We start from the raw sequence: 19,701 nt of genomic DNA, 5'->3' as shown, positions 1-19,701 counted from the left end.
TTAGCAGCCGCCCGCGATGGAATCATGCGCCCCATCCCCCCCCCCCCCCCCCCCCCCCCCCCCCCCCCCCCCCCCCCCCCCCCCCCCCCCCCCCCCCCCCGCGTCCTAAGGGACAATGGCGGTATGGAGATGCCGATGAACGCGATGAACGAACGCTCGCCGGAAAGCTCGCAGAATCCGCAGAATCCGCAGCACTCACCGAATCAGCAGGTCCTGATCGTCGGTTCCGACGGAATGGCCCTGGGAGGCGCGCCGACCGGTGACGGCGGCGAGCACGGCGAGATCCCGGTGACGGAGATGGTCGAGCAGCCCGCGAAGGTCATGCGCATCGGCAGCATGATCAAGCAGTTGCTGGAGGAAGTGCGCCAGGCGCCGCTCGACGAGGCCAGCCGCGTACGCCTGAAGGAGATCCACGCCAGCTCGGTGAAGGAGCTGGAGGCCGGGCTCGCGCCCGAGCTGGTGGAGGAGCTGGACCGGCTCTCGCTGCCCTTCACCAACGACAGCGTGCCCAGCGAGGCGGAGCTGCGGATCGCCCAGGCCCAGCTCGTCGGCTGGCTCGAAGGGCTCTTCCACGGCATCCAGACCGCGCTGTTCGCCCAGCAGATGGCGGCCCGCGCCCAGCTCGAACAGATGCGGCGCGCCCTGCCGCCCGGCGCCGGCGGCCACGAGGAGGACGACGGCGGCAACCAGGGCGCCCGCTCGGGCCCGTATCTCTAGTCCGGATCTCTCGTCCGGATCTCATGTCCGGCCTTTAATCCGCATCCGAGCCGGTGAGGTGTCGCACCGGCGGGGGCCCGGTCAGTTCGAGCTCTTGCCGGTGGACACCCAGATGGTGACCTTGCCGCCCTTCTTCGGGTTGTAGTCCTCCAGATACTTCGGGGTCTGGCTGGTCACCGCGCCCTTGCCCCACTGCTGCTCGTCGGTCTGCTTGATCGTGTACTGCCAGCCCGCCGCCTTGATGCAGGCGACGACCGAGTCCACGTAGATCGACGTGAAGTCCGGCATCGTCATGACGTCCGGGTCGTTCGAGATCAGGTCGTTGTGCGCCTTGGTGCACTTGTCGGGGTCGATCGTGCGGCTCTGGTCGCCGTTCACGACGTCGCCCGCGCCGGTGCCCGTGGTCGGGTCGTCGGACGCCTGGGTCGAGGACGAGGTCGTCGGGCCGCCCGACTGGTCGTCGGCGCTGGGGCTGCCCTTGCCGCCGCCGCTGTTGGCCAGGACGATCGCGACGATCACCGCGATGGCCACGACCACGACGGCCGCGCCCGCGATCAGCGGTGTGTTGGACTTCCCGCCGCCACCGGTGCCGCCGCCGACCCCGCCGTGACCGCCGGGGCCGCCTATGCCGCCGCCCGGGTGACCGCCCGCGCGCTGCTGCGGCATCTGCTGCTGGTGCTGCTGGTGCTGCATCTGGGGCGCCATGGTGTACGCCGGGGTCGGCGGCGGCGTCGGGGACTGCTGCGGGTAGCCGTACGCCGAGGGCAGCGACGGGGCCGGCGCGGGCTGCCCGTAACCGCCCTGCTGCGGATTGCCCGGCGCGTACGGCGTCCGCATCTGCGGCGGCGGGGTCTGGAGCGGGCCCTGCGCGTACGGGAAGACCGACGCCGCCACGTCCTGGCCGCGGTTGCCGGTGGCCGGCGCGGAGCCGGACATCAGCGGCATCGTGTCGCGCCGCGTGGCCGCCAGGACCCGGTCCGCCTCGTCGTGCATCGCGTCCGCGGTCGGGAAGCGCTCCGCGGGGTTCTTGCGCAGCGCGCGCGCCACCAGCGCGTCCACGGCCGGGCCCAGCGCGCGGTTGAACGTCGACGGCGCGGGCGGGATCTCCTGTACGTGCTGGTACGCCATCGCCAGCGGCGAGTCCGCGTCGAAGGGCAGCCGCGCGGTCAGCAGCTCGAAGAGCATGCAGCCGACCGAGTACAGGTCGGAGCGCTCGTCCACACCGCGCCCCAGCGCCTGCTCCGGCGACAGGTACTGCGGGGTGCCGACCACCATGCCGGTCTGCGTCATCGAGGTGACACCGGACTGCATGGCGCGCGCGATGCCGAAGTCCATGACCTTGACCACACCGCGCTTGGTGATCATCACATTGCCGGGCTTGATGTCCCGGTGGACCAGGCCCATCTCGTGGCTGACCGCGAGCGCCGCCAGCACGTCCCCGGTGATCTTCAGCGCCTTGTCGGCGGGCATCGCGCCGTGCTGCGCCACATCGGCGGCCAGCACGTCGCCGAGCGGGCTGCCCTCGACGTACTCCATGACGATGTACGGCACGAGCTGGCCGTCGATGGTGTCCTCGCCGGAGTCGAAGACGGAGACGATGTTGGTGTGGTTCAGCTTCGCGACGGACTGCGCCTCGCGGCGGAAGCGCTCGCGGAAGGACTGCTCGTTGCCCAGGTTGGTGTGGAGGGTCTTGACGGCCACCGGCCGGTCGAGCACGGTGTCGTGCGCCAGGTGCACAGACGCCATGCCGCCCTCGCCCAGCAGGTCGCGCAGCACGTACCGCCCGCCGCCGACCGAGCGCCCCGTGTACTCGCCCTGCGTGGCGTCCCCGCTCATCTGTACCGCTACCCCCTGGAAAGTCCACCGGGGAGAGGGTCGCGCCGGTACCTGTGCGGTTGCCTGTGGCGATATTCGTCCCCGAGCTTGCCCGCCAAGTCTGGCCCATCGCACGGACACGTCAAGTTCGTTGACCATCTCGTCACCTGACGCACATCGGGCACGCACATGCTGTGTATCCCCGCGGGACCGCCGTATTGAGGTGCTGTGACGCGGACGTGTGCCCGGCGGGGCACGCGAAAGCGGTACGGTGGCCGCTCCGGGGCATCCGTACGATACGGGCGTCCGCGCGCGCCCGCCCGGACGATGACCGCGTACGAACGACGGCGAGGACTGATGGTCGACCCCAAAGAGACGGCCCCGGGCCCCGGAGCGTCGGAGACATCCGGCCAGTGGGGCGTGGGCACCGTCGTCGGCGAGGGCCGCTACCGGCTGACCGGGCGGCTCGGCCGCGGCGGCATGGCCGAGGTCTTCGCGGCGGAGGACGTACGCCTGGGCCGGATCGTGGCGGTGAAGCTGCTGCGCACCGACCTCGCCGAGGACCCGGTCTCCAAGGCCCGCTTCACCCGCGAGGCCCAGGCCGTCGCGGGTCTGAACCACCACGCGGTGGTCGCGGTCTACGACTCCGGCGAGGACCGTACGCCCACCGGCACCGTCCCCTACATCGTGATGGAGCTGGTCGAGGGCCACACCATCAGGGACCTGCTCTCCAGCGCCGAGCCGCCGCCCGTCGACCAGGCGCTGCTCATCGTCTCCGGCGTCCTCGAAGCGCTGGCCTACAGCCACCAGCACGGCATCGTGCACCGCGACATCAAGCCCGCCAACGTGATCATCACCACGAACGGCGCGGTCAAGGTCATGGACTTCGGCATCGCGCGGGCGCTGCACGGCGCCCAGAGCACGATGACGCAGACCGGCATGGTCATGGGCACCCCGCAGTACCTCTCGCCCGAGCAGGCGCTGGGCAAGGCCGTCGACCACCGCAGCGACCTGTACGCGACCGGCTGTCTCCTCTACGAGCTGCTGGCGCTGCGTCCGCCCTTCACCGGCGAGACGCCGCTCTCGGTGGTCTACCAGCACGTCCAGGACGAGCCGCAGGTCCCGTCGCAGATCAGCGACCGGGTGCCGCCCGAGCTGGACGGGCTCGTGCTGCGCGCGCTCGCCAAGCAGCCGGACGACCGCTTCCAGAGCGCCGAGGAGATGCGCGGTGTCGTCCAGTACGCGCACCAGGCGCTCGTCCAGCAGGGCGGCTGGACCGGCGGCATGTGGAACACCGGCGTCATCACCCCCCTCGCGGGCCCCCGGACCGGCGGCATGTCGCCGACCGTCGTGGCACAGGGGCGGCCCGGCAACAGCACCACCGCCGAATTCGGCGCCCCGCTGCTCGCCGGAATCTCCGGCACCGGTGACGACGACGGCGGTCAGGGCTACGGCGAGCGGCCGCCGGGCGGCGGCGGCAACCGCTGGCTCAAGCCGGTGCTCTTCGCCATCGCCGCGGTGCTGGCCATCGCGCTGGGCGTCTACTTCGCCACGCGCGGTACCGGCGGGGACGGCGGCGCCCCCGCCAACTCCCCGTCGCCGTCGGTGACCCAGGACACGGGCACCCCGTCCGACCCGCCGTCCACGGAGCCGACGGAGACCGGGTCCAACCAGACCGACCCGACCACGACTCCGGCGACGACCCCGCCGACGACTCCGTCCACGACCCCGCCGACGACTCCGACCACCAAGCCCCCGACGACTCCGCCGACGACTCCGCCGACCACGCCCCCCACCACCCCCCCGACCACGCCCCCCACCACCCCGCCGACAACCCCGCCGACGTCGGACGCGGCCACCCCGGCGGAGTAGCCCACCCGCACGGCGGGTCGGAGCCCCGTAGGGGCGCGGGGAACTGCGCGCTCAGCCACGGCGGTGGCGAGCTTTAAAAACCGGCCCCAGTGGGGCAGATGCTGTTGTTTTCGGGCTGACAGCCCGGTGGGGGCTGGTCGCGCAGTTCCCCGCGCCCCTAAAAACTCGGGGTACCGCCCTGCGTAAGGGGGCCCTTGTCGGGGGGGCCGTTAGGACGTGAAGGCGTCGATGACGGCGCCGTATTCGGCCGTCCACCAGACGGCCAGGGCGGAGGCGGGCGGGAAAAGAGGATCGCTGCGGGGGTCACGCCGCTGATAACGCCACTGGAGCATCCAGAAGTCGTTGAGGCGTTCCCACCAGACGCGGTGGACGGCGGTGGCCAGCTCGGCGACGGGAACCCCCGCCGCGGAGCGGTAGGCACGGGCGTAGGAGCGGATCTTCCGCAGGTCGAGACGCCCGTCCAGCGGGTGGACGAAGAAGATGGCGGCGGCGCGTACCGCCTCCTCGGCACGCGGCTGCACACCGAGCCGGTCCCAGTCGACGATGGCGGCGGGCTCCTCACCGCGGTAGAGCAGGTTGAGCGGGTGGAAGTCGCCGTGCACCCAGCCGCTGACCGTCCCGTCGGCGTCCGGCGGCCGGCGGTGGGCGTGGCGGCGCAGCAGGGCGCGGCGCTCCAGCAGCCGGTGCTCGGCGAGTTCGTCGAAGGCGTCGCGCGGGCGGTGCCGGCGTACCAGCGCGAGCAGTTCGTCGATCTGCGCGTACGTACGGTCCGGGTCGGCGCTCGGGTGGTGGCGTTGGTCCTCCGGCGGGGGCGGCTGCACGCGGGCGAGTCCGGCGTGCACCATGCCGAGCAGCGTGCCGAGCCGCCGCGACTGCGTGGCGGTCAGCTCGGTGCCCTCGCGGTGCCTGCCCTCGATCCAGGGGAAGAGCGCGTATCCGTGGCCGCCGAGCCGCGCGACCGTACGCCCGCGGGAGTCCGGCAAGGGCGCGGCGACGGGCAGTCCGAGGCCGACCAGACCCCGCGTCGCGCGGTGCTGCCGGGCGATCACGCCGGGGTCCGCGGTGTCCCGGGCGACGTACTGCTTGAGGAAGAACCGGCCGCGGGTGGTGGTCACCTCGTAGCCCTTGTTGAGCAGCCCCCGGGGAACGGGTACGCAGGTCAGCGGGGTACCCGCGTCCTCGTAGCGGCGCAGCAGAGCGGTCAGCGAAGCCCGCGCCGGCGGCACCTTCGCCGTGCCCGTCACGTGCAGAAGCGTAGATCACCGCGACACCCCGCCCGCGCGGACTGGCGCCGACCCCCTGGGACGTGCTAGGGCATATGCCTCCGGTCACCCTCGGCATGCATGCGGGCCACGTACGCGGCGGCCTGGGTGCGCCGCTCCATGCCGAGCTTGGCGAGCATCGAGGACACGTAGTTCTTCACCGTCTTCTCCGCCAGGTGCAGGCGCTCGCCGATCTGGCGGTTGGTGAGGCCCTCGCCGATCAGGTCGAGGATGCGGCGCTCCTGGGCGGTCAGGTCGGCCGTACGGTCGTCGCCCTCGGAGCGCGCGCCGCCGTGCCGGAGCCGGTCCAGGACCTTGGCGGTCGCGACCGGGTCCAGCAGCGACTTTCCCGCGGCCACGTCGCGGATGGCGTCGATCAGGTCGTTGCCGCGGATCACCTTGAGCACGTATCCGGCGGCGCCCGCCATGATCGCGTCGAAGAGCGCCTCGTCGTCCGCGAAGGACGTCAGCATCAGGCACTTGATCGACGGGTCGTGCGAGCGGACCTCGCGGCACACCTCGACGCCGCTGCCGTCGGGCAGCCGTACGTCGAGCACCGCGACGTCCGGGCGGGTGGCCGGAATGCGCGCCACCGCCTCCGCGGCGTTCCCGGCCTCGCCGACGATCTCGATTCCCGGCTCGGCCGAGAGGAGTTCGTGCACCCCGCGCCTGACCACCTCGTGGTCGTCGAGCAGGAACACGCGGATTGTGGGGCTATTTCCTTCTACAGGCACCTGCCCAGCGTCGCACCGCCGGGAGCTCCCCGCCTCTTACGGACGACAGCCCGCGCCTCTTACGGACGACAGCGCCGCCTCTTACGCACTTTCCGTATCCGGGATACGGTGCGGTTGTCCCGGTGGCCTGCGGTAACGCGTATTTACTAGGAACTCCAAGCAAAACCGCAGGTCGGACGGCTTCGCGCGATGGCGTGGGTTATAGGTAACGTCTCTGTTGCAGGCCACTTGGCCGGGGCACTGTCACGCCTGGCTCGGCCATGCCGCACACACCCCGTGCGCCGCGTCGTACCAGGTGAGCCGCACACTGGCTGCCCGGCGGATCCCGGGGGCCGGACAGACGGAGGAGCGAACGTGAGCGTGAAGAGCACTGCCGCTGGGGCCACCCCCGCCAGGAGCGGGGGGCGAAGCACCGCCACTCCCGCCAAGGGCAGGGGACGGACCACCCGCGCAGCAGGCGCCAAGCGCCGTGGCACCGAGCCCGAACTCGTACAGTTGCTGACGCCCGAGGGCGAGCGCGTCGAGCACGGCGAATACTCCATCGACCTGACGCCGGAAGAGCTGCGTGGCCTGTACCGCGACATGGTGCTGACCCGCCGTTTCGACGCCGAGGCGATCACCCTGCAACGCCAGGGCGAGCTGGGCCTGTGGGCCTCGCTGCTCGGCCAGGAGGCCGCGCAGATCGGTTCGGGGCGGGCCACCCGCCCGGACGACTACGTCTTCCCGACCTACCGCGAGCACGGTGTGGCCTGGACCCGTGACGTGGACCCGCTCAACCTGCTCGGCATGTTCCGTGGTGTGAACCACGGCGGCTGGGACCCCAACGAGAACAACTTCCACCTCTACACGATCGTCATCGGCTCGCAGACACTGCACGCCACCGGCTACGCCATGGGCGTGGCCAAGGACGGCGCGGATTCGGCCGTCATCGCGTACTTCGGCGACGGCGCCTCCAGCCAGGGCGACGTGGCGGAGGCGTTCACCTTCGCCGCCGTCTACAACGCGCCGGTCGTCTTCTTCTGCCAGAACAACCAGTGGGCGATCTCCGAGCCGACCGAGAAGCAGTCCCGCGTGCCGATCTACCAGCGCGCCGCCGGATACGGCTTCCCGGGCGTCCGCGTCGACGGCAACGACGTCCTCGCGGTGCTCGCCGTCACCCGTGCGGCCCTGGAGCACGCGCGCAGCGGCCAGGGCCCGATGCTGGTCGAGGCGTTCACGTACCGGATGGGCGCCCACACCACGACCGACGACCCGACCCGCTACCGCGCCGACGAGGAGCGCGAGCAGTGGGAGTCGAAGGACCCGATCCTGCGGCTGAAGACGTATCTGGACAAGCAGGGCCTGGCCGACGAGGCGTACTACGCGTCGATCGAGCAGGAGAGCGACGTACTGGCCAAGCGGGTGCGCGACGGCGTACGCACGATGGAGAACCCGGACACCATGGCGATCTTCGAGAACGTCTACGCCGACGGGCACGCGCTCGTCGACGAGGAGCGCGCGCAGTTCGCCGCGTACCTGGCCTCGTTCGAGTCCGAGGGCGCCGCTTCCGGAGAGGGACGCTGACATGACCCAGATGTCCATCGCCAAGGCCCTCAACGAGTCGCTGCGCACGGCGCTCGACAACGACCCGAAGGTCCTCGTCATGGGTGAGGACGTCGGCAAGCTCGGCGGCGTCTTCCGGATCACCGACGGCCTCCAGAAGGACTTCGGGGAGGGGCGCGTCATCGACACCCCGCTCGCCGAGTCCGGCATCGTCGGCACCGCGATCGGCCTCGCGCTGCGCGGCTACCGCCCGGTGGTCGAGATCCAGTTCGACGGCTTCGTCTTCCCGGCCTACGACCAGATCGTCACGCAGCTCGCGAAGATGCACGCCCGCGCGCTCGGCAAGATCAAGCTGCCGGTCGTCATCCGTATCCCCTACGCGGGCGGCATCGGCGCGGTCGAGCACCACAGCGAGTCGCCCGAGGTGCTGTTCGCGCACGTCCCCGGCCTGAAGGTGATCACGCCTTCGAACGCCTCCGACGCGTACTGGATGCTCCAGCAGGCCATCGAGTGCGACGACCCGGTGATCTTCTTCGAGCCGAAGCGGCGCTACTGGGACAAGGGCGAGGTCGACACCTCGGCCGTGCCCGGCTCCCCGCACAAGGCGGTCGTGGCCCAGGAGGGCACCGACCTCACGCTCGCCGCGTACGGTCCGATGGTGAAGGTCTGCCTGGAGGCTGCCGCGGCCGCCTCGAACGAGGGCCGTAGCCTGGAGGTCGTGGACCTGCGCTCGCTCTCGCCCCTCGACTTCGACACTCTCCAGACGTCCGTGGAGAAGACCCGCCGCCTGGTCGTCGTGCACGAGGCCCCGGTCTTCTACGGCACGGGCGCGGAGATCGCGGCCCGGATCACCGAGCGCTGCTTCTACCACCTCGAGGCCCCGGTACTGCGGGTGGGCGGTTTCCACGCCCCGTACCCGCCGGCCCGCCTGGAGGAGGAGTACCTGCCCGGCCTGGACCGCGTACTCGACGCCGTCGACCGCGCGCTGGCGTTCTGAGGAGAGGGTTGTGACGACCATGACCGCACCTGCACAGCGCTTCCGCGAATTCCGGATGCCGGATGTCGGCGAGGGCCTGACCGAGGCGGAGATCCTCAAGTGGTACGTGGCCGTCGGTGACACCGTCACCGACGGGCAGGTCATCTGCGAGGTGGAGACGGCGAAGGCCGCCGTCGAGCTGCCCATTCCGTATGACGGGGTGGTGAGCGAGATCCGCTTCGGCGAGGGCACGACGGTGGATGTCGGTACGCCGATCATCGTGGTGGACGCCGGGGGGGACGGGGCCGCCGGTTCCGCCGATTCGGCCGGTTCCGCAGGGTCCGCCGGGGTCGCGGCCTCGGAGCCGCCCGCCGTGGAGACTCCCGCCCCCGAGGCCCCGCCCGCCGAGCCCAAGCGGCAGGCGGTGCTCGTCGGATACGGCGTCGCGCCGTCGGCCACGACGCGCCGTCCGCGCAAGCAGGCGGCCCCTGAGGTACCAGCCCCTGACGTACCGACCGCTGACGTACCGACCGCTGCCGTACCGGCCCCCTCCGTACCGGCCCCCTCCGTACCGGCTCAGGCCGCCGAGCTGAACGGTCACGACCGTGCGGCGGCGGTGGACCGGCCGCTGGCCAAGCCGCCGGTGCGGAAGCTGGCCAAGGAGCTGGGCATCGACCTGGCGACCGTGGTGCCGACCGGGCCGAACGGCGTGGTGACCCGTGAGGACATCCGCGCGGCGGCGGCCCCGCCTGCCGCGCTGCCGCCGGTGACGGCCGCGCCCGAGCCGCTCGCGGCGACCGCCGGCGCCCGGGAGACGCGTATCCCGATCAAGGGCGTCCGCAAGGCCACCGCCCAGGCGATGGTCACCAGCGCCTTCACCGCGCCGCACGTCACGGAATTCGTGACGTTCGACATCACGCGGACGATGAAGCTGGTCCAGGAGCTGAAGGAGGACCGCGCCTTCACGGGCGTACGGGTCGGCCCGCTGCTGCTGGTCGCGAAGGCCCTGCTGGTCGCCCTCAAGCGGCACCCCGAGGCGAACGCCGCGTGGGACGAGGCCGCGCAGGAGATCGTCCACAAGTCGTACGTCAACCTGGGGATCGCCGCCGCCACCCCGCGCGGTCTGATCGTCCCCAACATCAAGGACGCGCACGACAAGACGCTCCCCGAACTGGCCGCCGCACTCGGCGAACTGGTCGCCACCGCCCGTGACGGCAAGACCTCGCCGGCCGCGATGCAGGGCGGCACGGTGACCATCACCAACGTCGGTGTCTTCGGCGTGGACACCGGCACGCCCATCCTCAACCCGGGCGAGTCGGCGATTCTCGCCTTCGGCGCGATCAAGCTCCAGCCCTGGGTCCACAAGGGCAAGGTGAAGCCGCGTCAGGTCACCACGCTCGCCCTCTCCTTCGACCACCGCCTGGTCGACGGCGAACTCGGCTCCCGCGTGCTGGCCGACGTGGCCGCCATCCTCGAACAGCCCAAGCGGCTGCTCACCTGGGGCTGACGCCGTCACCCGCACGGAGGGCCCGGACGTACAAACGTCCGGGCCCTCCGTCGTGCGTGCGTCCCACCCATTCGTCCCCTTTTATGCTGCCATCACCCCATGGCCGTCTCCGTCTCCGTCGTCCTGCTGCTCCTCGTCCTCGCCGCCATGATGATGCGCAACAAGTCCCTCAAGCCCAGCCACGCCGTCATCTGCGTCCTCCTCGGCTTCTGCCTCTCCTCCACCAGCCTCGCCCCCACCATCCAGTCCACGATGAACTCCACCGCCTCCCTGGTCAGCACGATCCGTCCCTGACGAACGCCGCTGACGCCCGCAGGACCATGAGCGGCCCCTCCACGGCCGCCACCATGGCGAAGGGGAACCGGTCGAGTTCGAGGCAGAGCGCGATGTCGTCGGGGTGCACTCCTTCGCGCACCCCCTCCGCCAGCTCGGCGGCGGCGCGCGACGTGGCGGCGCGGCGCAGGAACTCGGCGGCGTCCGTTCCGGCCCCGGCGGCCCGCCCGGCGATGTACTGAGCGCACGCCAGGTCCTCGTCGGCCTGACCGTCCTCGCCGGTGACCACGAAGGTGACGCCGTCGCCCGCGTGCGCCCGCAGGTGGTCGGCCGTCGCCTCCGCCACCACGAACGCGGCGCACAGCACCAGCGGCGCGTCCTTCACCGCGAGCGCGCCGACCGTCCCCGCCGTGGTCTTCTGTACGACGGTCCGTCCCTCCAGGTCGAGCGACCGCATCAGGCCCGGTGAGTTGACGGTGTCGAACCCCGGCGCGGGCGCACCGTCCTTGACCGTCACCCAGTCCGGATGCCGGGCCTTGAGCGCCAGCGCCTCGTCCAACGACCCGGCCAGCACCACCTTCTCCGCCCCGCGCCCGAGCGCCCAAGCCGCCACGGTGAACGCCCGCATGACGTCCACGACCACCGCCACGGCCGGTGCCCGGCCCCGCTCGCCGAGTTCAGCGATCCCGAGAAATGAAGTCTCCATACCGCCCATGCTCCCCCTCACTCTCGCCGTCGCCCCAGGGGCGTCAGATCCAACTCGGCCCAGACCGTTTTGCCCACGTCCAGGGGGACGACGGCCCAGCGGGCGGCGACGGCCGCGACGATCAGTAAGCCCCGGCCGGACTCGTCGTCGTCGCTCACGGCCTCGGGCACCTGGGGTCGCCGCTCCCCGCGCGCGTCGGTGACGCCCACCCGCAGTACGTCGTCGGCCAGCCGCACCTCGACCCGGAACAGCCGCCCGGCCACCCGCCCGTACCGGACCGCGTTGGTCGCCAGCTCGCTCACCAACAGCCCGGCGTCCCCGGCCACTTCGGGGTGCCCCCACTTCTCCACCAGCTCGGCGGTCCGCAGCCGCGCCCTGCTCACACTCCGCGCCGTCGGTGCGTACAGGCATGTGTCATACGTCGTCTCCGCGTCGCCCATCCCGGCGACCTCCCAGCCTCGCGCGTCAGCCCGCGCACGGTCCCTGGCGGTGGCGTCGCCCCCACGCCCTCCGCCCCACCCGGGCATGACGCAGCGGTGCACTTCCGCCATGCGGCGCCGCTGTGCGAGCGGGTCGTCACCGACGGTAGAGGGTGAGTCTCTTGTGCAGCAACACGAATGAGCAGAAAATTCTACTCGAATTGAGTTGTGCCTCTCCGGGACCGCGCCACAGACTGTGCTCACGCTCTGGGAGGGGATGACCGCCATGAACGACCGTGCGAACCGGGGGACTTCGATCTCCACCGTCCTGGGCCGCAAGCTCGGCGGCGACCTCCTCCGCATGCGCGAGACCTGCGGCCTCAAGCAGTCCCATGCGGCCCAGGCCCTGACCGCCTCGGTCCCCAAGGTCGCCAAAATGGAACGCGGCCTCGTCCCCATGCGCGACCCCGACATCCGCGCGCTGTGCCACCTCTACGGCGTTGACGACGAGGCCGTCGTGCAGGGCCTGCTGCAAATCGCCCGGCTGGACCGGGAGCGCCGCAGGGCGAAGGGCTGGTGGAAACACGAACCAGAGGTCATCGGTCTGTCCGAGTACATCGCCATGGAAGACGTGGCCTCACAGATCCGCACCTGGCAACTCGCCTTCGTTCCCGGCCTCTTCCAGACGGCGGACTACGTCCGTGCGCTCGCCGCCAGCGGTAATGCCTGGGAGGACCGGGACGAGACCGAACGGATCGTCGCCGTCCGGATGAAACGGCAACTCCGGCTGACCAGCAATAAGCCGTTGAAGGTGCACGCCGTGGTCTGGGAAGCAGCGCTCCGCCAACTCGTGGGCGGGGGCGAGGTCATGCGTGAGCAGCTTGCTCATCTCGCGGAAGTGGCGCGGCTCCCGAACGTGCATCTCCGGGTGCTGCCGTTCCGCGCCGGGGCCCACATGGCGATGGGCGGGGCCTTCAGCATCGTCTCGTTCGATGACAGCTCAGCGCTCGATGTCGTGCACATGGATACGATTGCGTCCACCCAGTGGGCGGAGAACGTGGGTCAGGCCGAGGCGCACGCGAGGCATTTCGAGCAGGTCGCCAAGCTCAGCCTGTCCGCTCACGCGACTCTTCAGTTGCTCGACGACATCGCCAAAGGTCTATAAACGTGCCCTCGTTCAAGTTCAAGAAGTCCAGCTACAGCGGCCCGGACCCTGCGGGTCAGGAATGCGTTGAGGTCGCCGTCAACGTGCCCGGCACCGTACGTGTCCGCGACTCGAAGAACCCCGAGGGCCCGGCCCTCGCCTTCACCCCCGTCGAGTGGACGCACTTCCAACGGGCTCTCGCCGCAGGCGACTTCGTCAACTGACCGGCAGCCGCCGGTTACGGCGCCCGCACCACGGAACCACCTCGGCGTGCGCGCCCGACAGCCCCGACCGGCGCCGCTCGCCGCCTGACGGGCGGGGAACGTACCGCCGGTCAGGCCGGGACGGCCGGGGAGGCGGGCTGGATCGCGCGGCGCCTGACGAGCAGCACGATGATCAGGGCGACCTGGAGCAGGATGATCAGGAGGGTGCCCAGTGACACCTGGGGCTTGTCGCCCACGAGGTTGGAGATCAGGCTCGTGTCCCACAGGCCGTGGACGAGCATCGGCAGCACGAGGACGCCGCCGGCGCGCAGGCACAGGTAGAAGAAGTAGCCCGAGGTGGAGACGACGGCGGCCTGCCCGAGCGCTTGTGGTCCCTGGCTGATGGCGTTGCTGATGTGGACGAGGCCGAAGACGACGGAGGAGCAGAGCGCGACCTTGCCCTCGGTGAATCCCGCCCGGCGGAAGACATGGACGCCGATGCCCCGGAACATGAGTTCCTCGCCGACGCCGACGAACAGCCCGAGCAGCAGCAGGCAGGCCACGAGAGACAGGCTCTGGTCCGCCAGGTGCGGGTAGTTCAGCCCGATCACCGCGGCGGCGATCATCGAGATCGGTACCCAGCGCACCCAGCGCCGCACCGGCGCGCGGTAGCGCAGGACCTCGCCCCACCAGCCAAGCCAGGAGACGACCGCGGCGCCGAACGCGATCGACGCCCCGATCGGGATCAGCGCGTTGCGCACCAGGGACGCGGTCGTGGGGAACTGGCTGTCGGAGTCACCGGTGTCCACGCCGATCAGCAGGCCCAGGCCCTGGATGATGCCCACGTACACGACCACCACGACGAGGAACCAGGGCCACGACAGCCTGCGTCCCGCCCCGGCCTCCGGTATCGCTTCCGCCGTGTCGCGCATCGTGCAGCCCTTTCAGTGGCGGCGAGGTTCGCCGCCCGACGGGCACCGTCACACATCGCCGCGGTTCCCCAGCAGACTCTCATACCGGAATGAACACCCCTCGTGCCCCTTCCCCGAACCGGCGGCACCACTCCGAGGACCGGCCGCCCGTCCGCGGTGGCCGTCCCGGCGGGCCGCGAAAGCCGGCGGGCGATCGGGGATTCGGCTACTCCGCGCTCCTGACACTTCACCGCGCCGCTGACACTTCACCGTGCCGGTGATGCCGAACGGGCATATGACGTCGAGGATATGGCAAAACGAATATGCCGGGAATCGTCTCGGGGCGGGAGGCGCATCATCCATGTGACCGCGCATGGGGGTAAATCGGCTATTCGGGAGGGGCGATGAGGCCCGGACCGGTGGGAACCGGACAGGCTCGGGTGCCGTGAAGTGGTGCGCAAGGAAGGTGAGTTGGGCGGGGCGGCCGGTCGGCAGGGCGGGGGACGGGCTGGTCAGGGCGGGAAACGACGGGACGGCGGCGGGTTGCGGCGAGAGAAAGTTGATCTTGGCCGGAAGGGGCGAAAACTTGCCTCGGTGAGGCGGCCTCGGGGTGCCTCGAATTGCGCATGAGTGATATCGAGCCCCACGCGTCCCCGCTGTGTACCAATTTTGAAGATCAATATCGCCGAATGGCCGTATAGGTGATACAAGGTCGTACACCTGTGCGCGCGTGCCTCTCCGGCCTGCGCTGTCGTCACTTCACTCAGCAGGCAGGAAAATCCTGAGAGGGCCGCTCAAATGCAACACCACGAACCGCTCTGGTCCAACTCCCTTTATCCGACGTTCGCTTACGTGATCGCCTTTGTCGGCTCCGTGCTCGGCCTGGCCTGCTCGTCCCGGCTGCACCTCGTGGGATTCGGGCGGGGAAAGAGCTGGCTCGGATCGGGAGCCGTCGCGCTGGGCACCGGAATCTGGGGCATGCACTTCGTCGCGATGCTCGGCTACGACGTCCAGGGCGTGACGCTGCGCTACAACGTGACGCTGACCGTGCTGAGTTGGGTGCTCGCGGTGGGTGTCGTCGGCGTCGGGATCTACGTGGCGGGCCGGGACTCGTCCTGGCCGTCGCTGCTGGCGGGCGGCCTGCTCGCCGGGGTCGGCGTGGCGGGTATGCACTACCTCGGCATGGCGGCGATCATCATGCCGGGCACGATGAGCTACGACGGCTCCACCGTCGCCCTGTCGATCGTCATCGCCATCGTGGCCGCCACGGCGGCGCTGTGGGCGACGCTCCGCGCGCGCGGCCCGCTCTTCATCACCGGGGCCGCGCTCGTCATGGCCTTCGCGATCAGCGGCATGCACTACACGGGCATGGCGGCGGTCAGTTCCACGATCACCGACCACACCGACCCGACCACGGGCGTCTCGGCCTCCGCCTTCGTCCTGCCCCTGATCGCGGGCCTGAGCCTGATCGTCTTCGTGGTCGCCTTCGCGGTCCTGATGAACCCGACCGAGGAGCTGGCCGCCGACAATCCGGCCCCCGTCCGCCAGGCCCCGCCCCAGCCCGCGACGACCCACGGCGACTGGCCGTCCTGAGCCCGGACGCCCGGAAGCCCGGACGCGTACGAACCGCCCTCCCCGGTCGTCCCGGCAGCCCCACCAGCGGGCCGACGCGGCCCGCTCGGTAGCGTGGACCGGGTTCCGGCGGCCCGAGGCCGTTACGGGGAAGTGTTGTTCACGGGGAAGCAGGGACTCATGGTTAACCGAAAGCACCGCGTCGCGCTGGCGGCGGGCCTCGCGGCGACGTGTCTCGTCCTGACCGCCGGGTGCGGCGGCTCGTCGTCGGACGAGACGTCGGACACGTCCACGGAGAAGAGCGGGGACGCGGGCAAGGGCAAGGGCAAGGGCGGGAAGAACGCGGCGCCGCTGCTGACCGTGGCCGAGGCGAACAAGATCGTGGACACGTATCAGGCGCTCAACAACGAGGCGAACGCGAAGCTCAGCCCGGCGCTGATCGCCAAGGCCGAGGCAGGGGCCATGCTCGCCTTCGACAAGGGCTACTTCACGCAGGCGTCCGGGCTCGACCAGAAGAACGTCAAGGCGAATCTGGCGGGCTTCGTGTACGTCAACCGCGCGTTCTACATCCCTCCGGCCGCGGCCAACACGGACTGGTTCATGGTGAGGGCGCAGGGCGCGGAGCTGAAGGACGGCAAGCCGGGCGCGCCGTGGACGACCGGCACCCGCTTCATCGTCTTCAAGCACACGGCCGACGGCTGGCGCGCGGTCAACTCCCAGGACTTCTCGGGCGACGAGCAGAAGAAGATCCCGGAGATCGCGCTGGACGCGGACGGGCTGGCGCGGGTCGCCGAGCCGACGGCGAAGATCGGCGGCACCGCGCCCGCGGACCTGGCCGACATGGTGGCGGACCTCTACGTGACCGGCGGCGCCGACACCCCGCTGGCGCGGACCAAGGCGCGCGAGAACGCGATCTCCGCGTATAACAACCGTCTCAACGGCCTCGACGGCCACGCGTACAACGACTACAAGAAGGCCGCCCCGCGCGTCGGCACCACGTACGCGCTGCGCACGAAGGATGGCGGGGCCCTCGTGCTCAACGACAGCGCCGTCGACGAGACGTCACTGGCCAAGGACCTGACCTCGTACATCACCCTCGGCAAGCGGCTCAAGCCGTTCGTCAAGAAGGGCGCGAGCGACCACATGTACCAGGTCGTGAACCACGAGATGCAGATGGAAGTGGGCGTGATCGCCCCGAGCGGCACCCCCGCCGTCTACGGCCTCGAACAGCAGACGACGAGCGTGGACGCGACCCCGATGAGCACCGTCTGACGGACGGTGCGTCCGCGCCGACAGTACGGCGGGCGGCGGCCGTGGAGCCGCCCGCCGCCCGCCGCCTCGCGCCCGTCTGACCCTCCGTCCCGCCCTCTGTCCGTCCGGGACGACATCACCCGAAGACGGCGACCAGCCGTCCGATCACCTCGCCGCGCTCCAGCCGCCCGACACCCTCGCCGATCTCCTCGAATCCGATCTCGGTGACCCGCGACGACAGCTTCCCCTCGGCGACGAGGTCGAGCACCGCCGCGCAGTCCTCCTTCGATCCGGCCTGGGAGCCGACGAGTTCGACCTCGTTCAGGGTGAGCGCCTGAAGGTCGATCTCGCCGCGCGCGCGGCCGAGGCCGACCTGGACGATACGGCCGCCCCGGCGTACGGAGTGGATCGCGCCGTCGGTGGTCGTCCCGAACCCGGCGAAGTCGACGACCACGTCGAGGTTCTCGCCCGCGAAGTCGGTGATGTCGCCCGCGACCTTCTCCGCGCCGAGCGAGCGGGCGAAGTCGTGCACGCGCTCGTTCTTCTCGGCGACGAACACCGTCGCGCCGAGCGCCAGCGCGGTCTGGGCGCCGAGCGAGCCGAGCCCGCCGAGGCCGATGATCCCGACGCGGGAGCCGGCGGTGACCCTCCCCTGCACGGAGACCGCGTGGTACGAGGTGAGCCCGGCGTCGGTGGCGGCTGCCGCCTGGTCGAACGGCACCCCGTCCGGCAGCGCGACGACGAGCCGTTCGAGGACGACGACCTCGTCCGCGAATCCGCCGTTCTTCGATGTGCCGGGACCCTCGATGGCGGCCGGGATGACGACCTTCTGGCCCACGGTGAACCGCGTCACGCCCGAGCCCACGGCGGAGACGACACCGGCGATCTCGTGACCCAGTGTGATCGGCCGGAACGGGAGCAGCGGCGTCAGTGTGCCGTCGAGAAACCCGACGTCGCTGTGGCACAGTCCGGCCGCGCGGACGTGCACGACGAGTTCGTCCGCGCCCGGTGCCGGGGCCGGGACCTCACTGAGGGTGAGGGGCTTGCCGATGTCGGTGAACTGCCATGCGCGCATTTTCCGCTCCTTGGACGGTGGGCTCCCGGCGGGGCCGCGCTGACGTCGGCGGTCACCCGGAAGAATATTGGTACCTCATCCCAAAAATACTCCTCCACTACGCTCGGGCGATGACCACCTCCCGAAGGAGCCGCGGGCGACCGCCCGCCTCGACCCGCGAAGCCCTGGAGGAAGTCGCCTTCGACCTGCTGCTTCGCGACGGCTACGAGGCGACGACGCTCCAGGCGATCATGGCCGCGGGCGGTGTCGGGCGCTCGACGCTCTTCCGCTACTTCGGGTCGAAGGCGGGGATCGTGTGGGGCGAGTTCGACCGCGCGGTCGAGCGGCTGCGGGCCGCCCTTCGTGACGCCGACGACGTACCCGTCATGACGGCCGTACGGTCGGCGGTCGTCCGGTCCACGCGGCTTTCGCAGGCGGCGGCGCCGGACTCGTGGCTCGACCGCTTCCGCGTGCTCGACCGGGACCCCGCGCTCGTCGCGGAGGCCGCCGCGCACTGGCGCGTATGGGGCGAGACGGTGAGCGGGTACGCGGCCGGGCGCACCGGCCTCGACGCGGGCGACCCCGTCCCGGCGGCGATCGGCGGCGCCGTACAGGCGGCCTACGTCGCGGTGCTCAGGCGGTGGGCCGGGGCGGCGGAGGCGCGCGGGGACGACGCCGGGGCCGAAGCGGTCGACATCGACGAGCTCGACCGGGACCTGCGCCCGGTCAGCGACGCCTTCCAGGCCGTCCTGGACGGCGTGACGCGAGGCTGAACGGAGGCTCCGCCGCCGCTTGGCGACCTCCTTCGGTCTCCTTGTCCCGCGGCGGCGGCCGTATTGCGACGGTGAGCGCGAGCCAGCCGAAGCGCGAGGGACATCAGGACCGCTTGACTACCGCTGATCTACTACTTTCTCCGGGACTGGTAGATCGGTGCTGTGACCTGCTCTTTTACCGCCGGATGCACGGGGACGCGGAGGCGAATGGCCCCCGCGGGAGTCAGGGGTGGGCGAGGAGGAGGGCGGCGGGGGTGGGGGAGTCGGGGGCGATGAGGGTTTCGGTCGCGACCGTGAAACCGGCCTCCTGGAGCCAGGCGGTCATCCGGGCGGGCGGGCGTTTGTGGACGTGGACCTTCATGGGGTGGCCGCCGTAGCCCTCCGTCTTGAGGCGGGAGACGGAGCCGGTGTGGAAGCCGGTCAGCAGCGGGGCGCCGGGGCGCAGGACGCGGTGGAAGCCGGAGAGGACGGCCGGGACCTCGTCGTCGGGGACGTGGATCAGCGACCAGAAGGCGACCAGGCCGGCGAGTGACGCGTCGGCGAGGTCGAGGGCGGTCATCGAGCCGACCTCGAACCGGAGTCCGGGGTGGTCGGAGCGGGCCACGTCGATCATGCCGGGGGAGAGGTCGATGCCGAAGGCGTCGACGCCCAGGCCGCGCAGGTGGGCGGTGACATGGCCGGGGCCGCAGCCCACGTCCGCCACGGGACCGCCCCCGGCGCCGGTGACCTCGGCGGCGAACAGAGCGAGGGCCGTACGCAGGGCCGGCGCGCCGTCCAGCGCCTCCCGTACGAAGTCCGCGTAGCTCACCGCGACCGTGTCGTACGAGGTTCGGGTGTCCGCCAGCCAGTCGTCCGCAGCCATGCTCCGAGACGGTAGCCCCGCGGCCCGCCGCCGCCGAAGCGCCCCTGCGCGACGGGCTCCTGGCATGTCCATATCCCGGACGCCCGTACCGTCCCCTCAACTGTTGTA

General features: G+C 71.0%; 19 protein-coding genes. 11 read left to right on the top strand and 8 right to left on the bottom strand.

Annotated features, from left to right (window positions below):
• Nucleotides 1-144 precede the first annotated feature (144 nt).
• Complete coding sequence (locus tag ACZ4EF_RS15035; protein WP_391043469.1) at nt 145-717, top strand: bacterial proteasome activator family protein; 573 nt, start codon at nt 145-147, stop codon at nt 715-717.
• Nucleotides 718-798: 81 nt separating this feature from the next.
• Here ACZ4EF_RS15035 and ACZ4EF_RS15030 read toward each other — a convergent pair whose 3' ends face one another.
• Complete coding sequence (locus tag ACZ4EF_RS15030) at nt 799-2,553, bottom strand: Stk1 family PASTA domain-containing Ser/Thr kinase (protein WP_467504753.1); 1,755 nt, start codon at nt 2,551-2,553, stop codon at nt 799-801.
• 336 nt (nt 2,554-2,889) lie between these two features.
• Between ACZ4EF_RS15030 and ACZ4EF_RS15025 the strand changes: the two genes are divergently transcribed.
• Nucleotides 2,890-4,404 (top strand): protein kinase domain-containing protein, encoded by a 1,515-nt coding sequence (locus tag ACZ4EF_RS15025; protein ID WP_467504751.1) that lies wholly within the window; start codon nt 2,890-2,892, stop codon nt 4,402-4,404.
• 209 nt (nt 4,405-4,613) lie between these two features.
• Here ACZ4EF_RS15025 and ACZ4EF_RS15020 read toward each other — a convergent pair whose 3' ends face one another.
• Both ACZ4EF_RS15020 and ACZ4EF_RS15015 read right to left on the bottom strand, forming a co-directional pair.
• Entirely contained in the window at nt 4,614-5,648 is a 1,035-nt protein-coding gene (locus ACZ4EF_RS15020; protein WP_401717743.1) for a phosphotransferase, read from the bottom strand.
• A 65-nt stretch (nt 5,649-5,713) separates the two neighbouring features.
• Nucleotides 5,714-6,373, bottom strand: coding sequence for a response regulator (locus ACZ4EF_RS15015; protein ID WP_401306025.1), 660 nt, complete (start codon nt 6,371-6,373; stop codon nt 5,714-5,716).
• Between the two features lie 381 nt (nt 6,374-6,754).
• Here ACZ4EF_RS15015 and pdhA point away from each other — a divergent pair, with 381 nt between their 5' ends.
• The 4 genes from pdhA (at nt 6,755) to ACZ4EF_RS14995 (ending at nt 10,719) form a co-directional block, all read left to right on the top strand.
• Nucleotides 6,755-7,963: a pyruvate dehydrogenase (acetyl-transferring) E1 component subunit alpha gene (gene pdhA, locus ACZ4EF_RS15010; protein ID WP_355336734.1), complete on the top strand. Its 1,209-nt coding sequence runs from the start codon at nt 6,755-6,757 to the stop codon at nt 7,961-7,963.
• 1 nt (nt 7,964) lies between these two features.
• Nucleotides 7,965-8,939, top strand: coding sequence for an alpha-ketoacid dehydrogenase subunit beta (locus ACZ4EF_RS15005; RefSeq protein WP_355336735.1), 975 nt, complete (start codon nt 7,965-7,967; stop codon nt 8,937-8,939).
• Nucleotides 8,940-8,949: 10 nt separating this feature from the next.
• Entirely contained in the window at nt 8,950-10,425 is a 1,476-nt protein-coding gene (locus ACZ4EF_RS15000; protein ID WP_467504748.1) for a dihydrolipoamide acetyltransferase family protein, read from the top strand.
• A gap of 99 nt (nt 10,426-10,524) precedes the next feature.
• The gene (locus ACZ4EF_RS14995; protein ID WP_355336737.1) at nt 10,525-10,719 is read left to right on the top strand and encodes a hypothetical protein; all 195 of its coding nucleotides are present in this window, start codon (nt 10,525-10,527) and stop codon (nt 10,717-10,719) included.
• Here the strand turns inward: ACZ4EF_RS14995 and ACZ4EF_RS14990 are convergent.
• Nucleotides 10,700-11,404, bottom strand: coding sequence for a 2-phosphosulfolactate phosphatase (locus ACZ4EF_RS14990; protein WP_391041906.1), 705 nt, complete (start codon nt 11,402-11,404; stop codon nt 10,700-10,702). The genes ACZ4EF_RS14995 and ACZ4EF_RS14990 overlap by 20 nt on opposite strands.
• Nucleotides 11,405-11,421: 17 nt before the next feature.
• A complete protein-coding gene (locus ACZ4EF_RS14985) occupies nt 11,422-11,844 on the bottom strand; it encodes an ATP-binding protein (protein WP_355336739.1) in 423 nt (140 codons plus the stop codon).
• A 256-nt stretch (nt 11,845-12,100) separates the two neighbouring features.
• On the opposite strand from ACZ4EF_RS14985, the gene ACZ4EF_RS14980 reads away from it, so the two are divergent.
• Together ACZ4EF_RS14980 and ACZ4EF_RS14975 are read left to right on the top strand one after the other, a co-directional pair.
• Entirely contained in the window at nt 12,101-12,988 is an 888-nt protein-coding gene (locus tag ACZ4EF_RS14980; RefSeq protein WP_467504746.1) for a helix-turn-helix domain-containing protein, read from the top strand.
• 2 nt (nt 12,989-12,990) lie between these two features.
• Nucleotides 12,991-13,191: a DUF397 domain-containing protein gene (locus tag ACZ4EF_RS14975; protein WP_467504744.1), complete on the top strand. Its 201-nt coding sequence runs from the start codon at nt 12,991-12,993 to the stop codon at nt 13,189-13,191.
• A 110-nt stretch (nt 13,192-13,301) separates the two neighbouring features.
• Here ACZ4EF_RS14975 and ACZ4EF_RS14970 read toward each other — a convergent pair whose 3' ends face one another.
• Nucleotides 13,302-14,102: a CPBP family intramembrane glutamic endopeptidase gene (locus tag ACZ4EF_RS14970; protein WP_355336741.1), complete on the bottom strand. Its 801-nt coding sequence runs from the start codon at nt 14,100-14,102 to the stop codon at nt 13,302-13,304.
• Between the two features lie 777 nt (nt 14,103-14,879).
• Here ACZ4EF_RS14970 and ACZ4EF_RS14965 point away from each other — a divergent pair.
• Together ACZ4EF_RS14965 and ACZ4EF_RS14960 are read left to right on the top strand one after the other, a co-directional pair.
• On the top strand, nt 14,880-15,674 hold the full coding sequence (locus tag ACZ4EF_RS14965) for an MHYT domain-containing protein (protein ID WP_391041900.1): 795 nt from the start codon (nt 14,880-14,882) through the stop codon (nt 15,672-15,674).
• 159 nt (nt 15,675-15,833) lie between these two features.
• Nucleotides 15,834-16,925, top strand: a complete 1,092-nt coding sequence (locus ACZ4EF_RS14960) for a DUF8094 domain-containing protein (protein ID WP_467504742.1) — start codon at nt 15,834-15,836, stop codon at nt 16,923-16,925.
• Nucleotides 16,926-17,040: 115 nt separating this feature from the next.
• Here the strand turns inward: ACZ4EF_RS14960 and ACZ4EF_RS14955 are convergent, their stop codons facing one another.
• Complete coding sequence (locus ACZ4EF_RS14955) at nt 17,041-17,979, bottom strand: zinc-binding dehydrogenase (RefSeq protein ID WP_467504740.1); 939 nt, start codon at nt 17,977-17,979, stop codon at nt 17,041-17,043.
• Between the two features lie 110 nt (nt 17,980-18,089).
• Between ACZ4EF_RS14955 and ACZ4EF_RS14950 the strand changes: the two genes are divergently transcribed.
• Nucleotides 18,090-18,731: an acyl-CoA-like ligand-binding transcription factor gene (locus tag ACZ4EF_RS14950; RefSeq protein ID WP_467504738.1), complete on the top strand. Its 642-nt coding sequence runs from the start codon at nt 18,090-18,092 to the stop codon at nt 18,729-18,731.
• 223 nt (nt 18,732-18,954) lie between these two features.
• On the opposite strand, the gene ACZ4EF_RS14945 is transcribed toward ACZ4EF_RS14950, so the two are convergent.
• The gene (locus ACZ4EF_RS14945; protein WP_391041894.1) at nt 18,955-19,593 is read right to left on the bottom strand and encodes a class I SAM-dependent DNA methyltransferase; all 639 of its coding nucleotides are present in this window, start codon (nt 19,591-19,593) and stop codon (nt 18,955-18,957) included.
• Between the last annotated feature and the right edge of the window lie 108 nt (nt 19,594-19,701).

Source organism: Streptomyces sp. NPDC025721 (genome assembly GCF_055558595.1).
This window is presented reverse-complemented; position numbering and strand designations above follow the sequence as displayed.

Excerpts from the sequence above, each read along its gene's own strand:
- ACZ4EF_RS15035 (WP_391043469.1), top strand. The coding sequence starts at position 145 with ATGAACGAACGCTCGCCGGAAAGCTCGCAGAATCCGCAGAATCCGCAG.
- ACZ4EF_RS15030 (WP_467504753.1), bottom strand. The coding sequence starts at position 2,553 with ATGAGCGGGGACGCCACGCAGGGCGAGTACACGGGGCGCTCGGTCGGC.
- ACZ4EF_RS15025 (WP_467504751.1), top strand. The coding sequence starts at position 2,890 with ATGGTCGACCCCAAAGAGACGGCCCCGGGCCCCGGAGCGTCGGAGACA.
- ACZ4EF_RS15005 (WP_355336735.1), top strand. The coding sequence starts at position 7,965 with ATGACCCAGATGTCCATCGCCAAGGCCCTCAACGAGTCGCTGCGCACG.
- ACZ4EF_RS14995 (WP_355336737.1), top strand. The coding sequence starts at position 10,525 with ATGGCCGTCTCCGTCTCCGTCGTCCTGCTGCTCCTCGTCCTCGCCGCC.
- ACZ4EF_RS14990 (WP_391041906.1), bottom strand. The coding sequence starts at position 11,404 with ATGGAGACTTCATTTCTCGGGATCGCTGAACTCGGCGAGCGGGGCCGG.
- ACZ4EF_RS14985 (WP_355336739.1), bottom strand. The coding sequence starts at position 11,844 with ATGGGCGACGCGGAGACGACGTATGACACATGCCTGTACGCACCGACG.
- ACZ4EF_RS14980 (WP_467504746.1), top strand. The coding sequence starts at position 12,101 with ATGACCGCCATGAACGACCGTGCGAACCGGGGGACTTCGATCTCCACC.
- ACZ4EF_RS14970 (WP_355336741.1), bottom strand. The coding sequence starts at position 14,102 with ATGCGCGACACGGCGGAAGCGATACCGGAGGCCGGGGCGGGACGCAGG.
- ACZ4EF_RS14965 (WP_391041900.1), top strand. The coding sequence starts at position 14,880 with ATGCAACACCACGAACCGCTCTGGTCCAACTCCCTTTATCCGACGTTC.
- ACZ4EF_RS14960 (WP_467504742.1), top strand. The coding sequence starts at position 15,834 with ATGGTTAACCGAAAGCACCGCGTCGCGCTGGCGGCGGGCCTCGCGGCG.
- ACZ4EF_RS14955 (WP_467504740.1), bottom strand. The coding sequence starts at position 17,979 with ATGCGCGCATGGCAGTTCACCGACATCGGCAAGCCCCTCACCCTCAGT.
- ACZ4EF_RS14950 (WP_467504738.1), top strand. The coding sequence starts at position 18,090 with ATGACCACCTCCCGAAGGAGCCGCGGGCGACCGCCCGCCTCGACCCGC.
- ACZ4EF_RS14945 (WP_391041894.1), bottom strand. The coding sequence starts at position 19,593 with ATGGCTGCGGACGACTGGCTGGCGGACACCCGAACCTCGTACGACACG.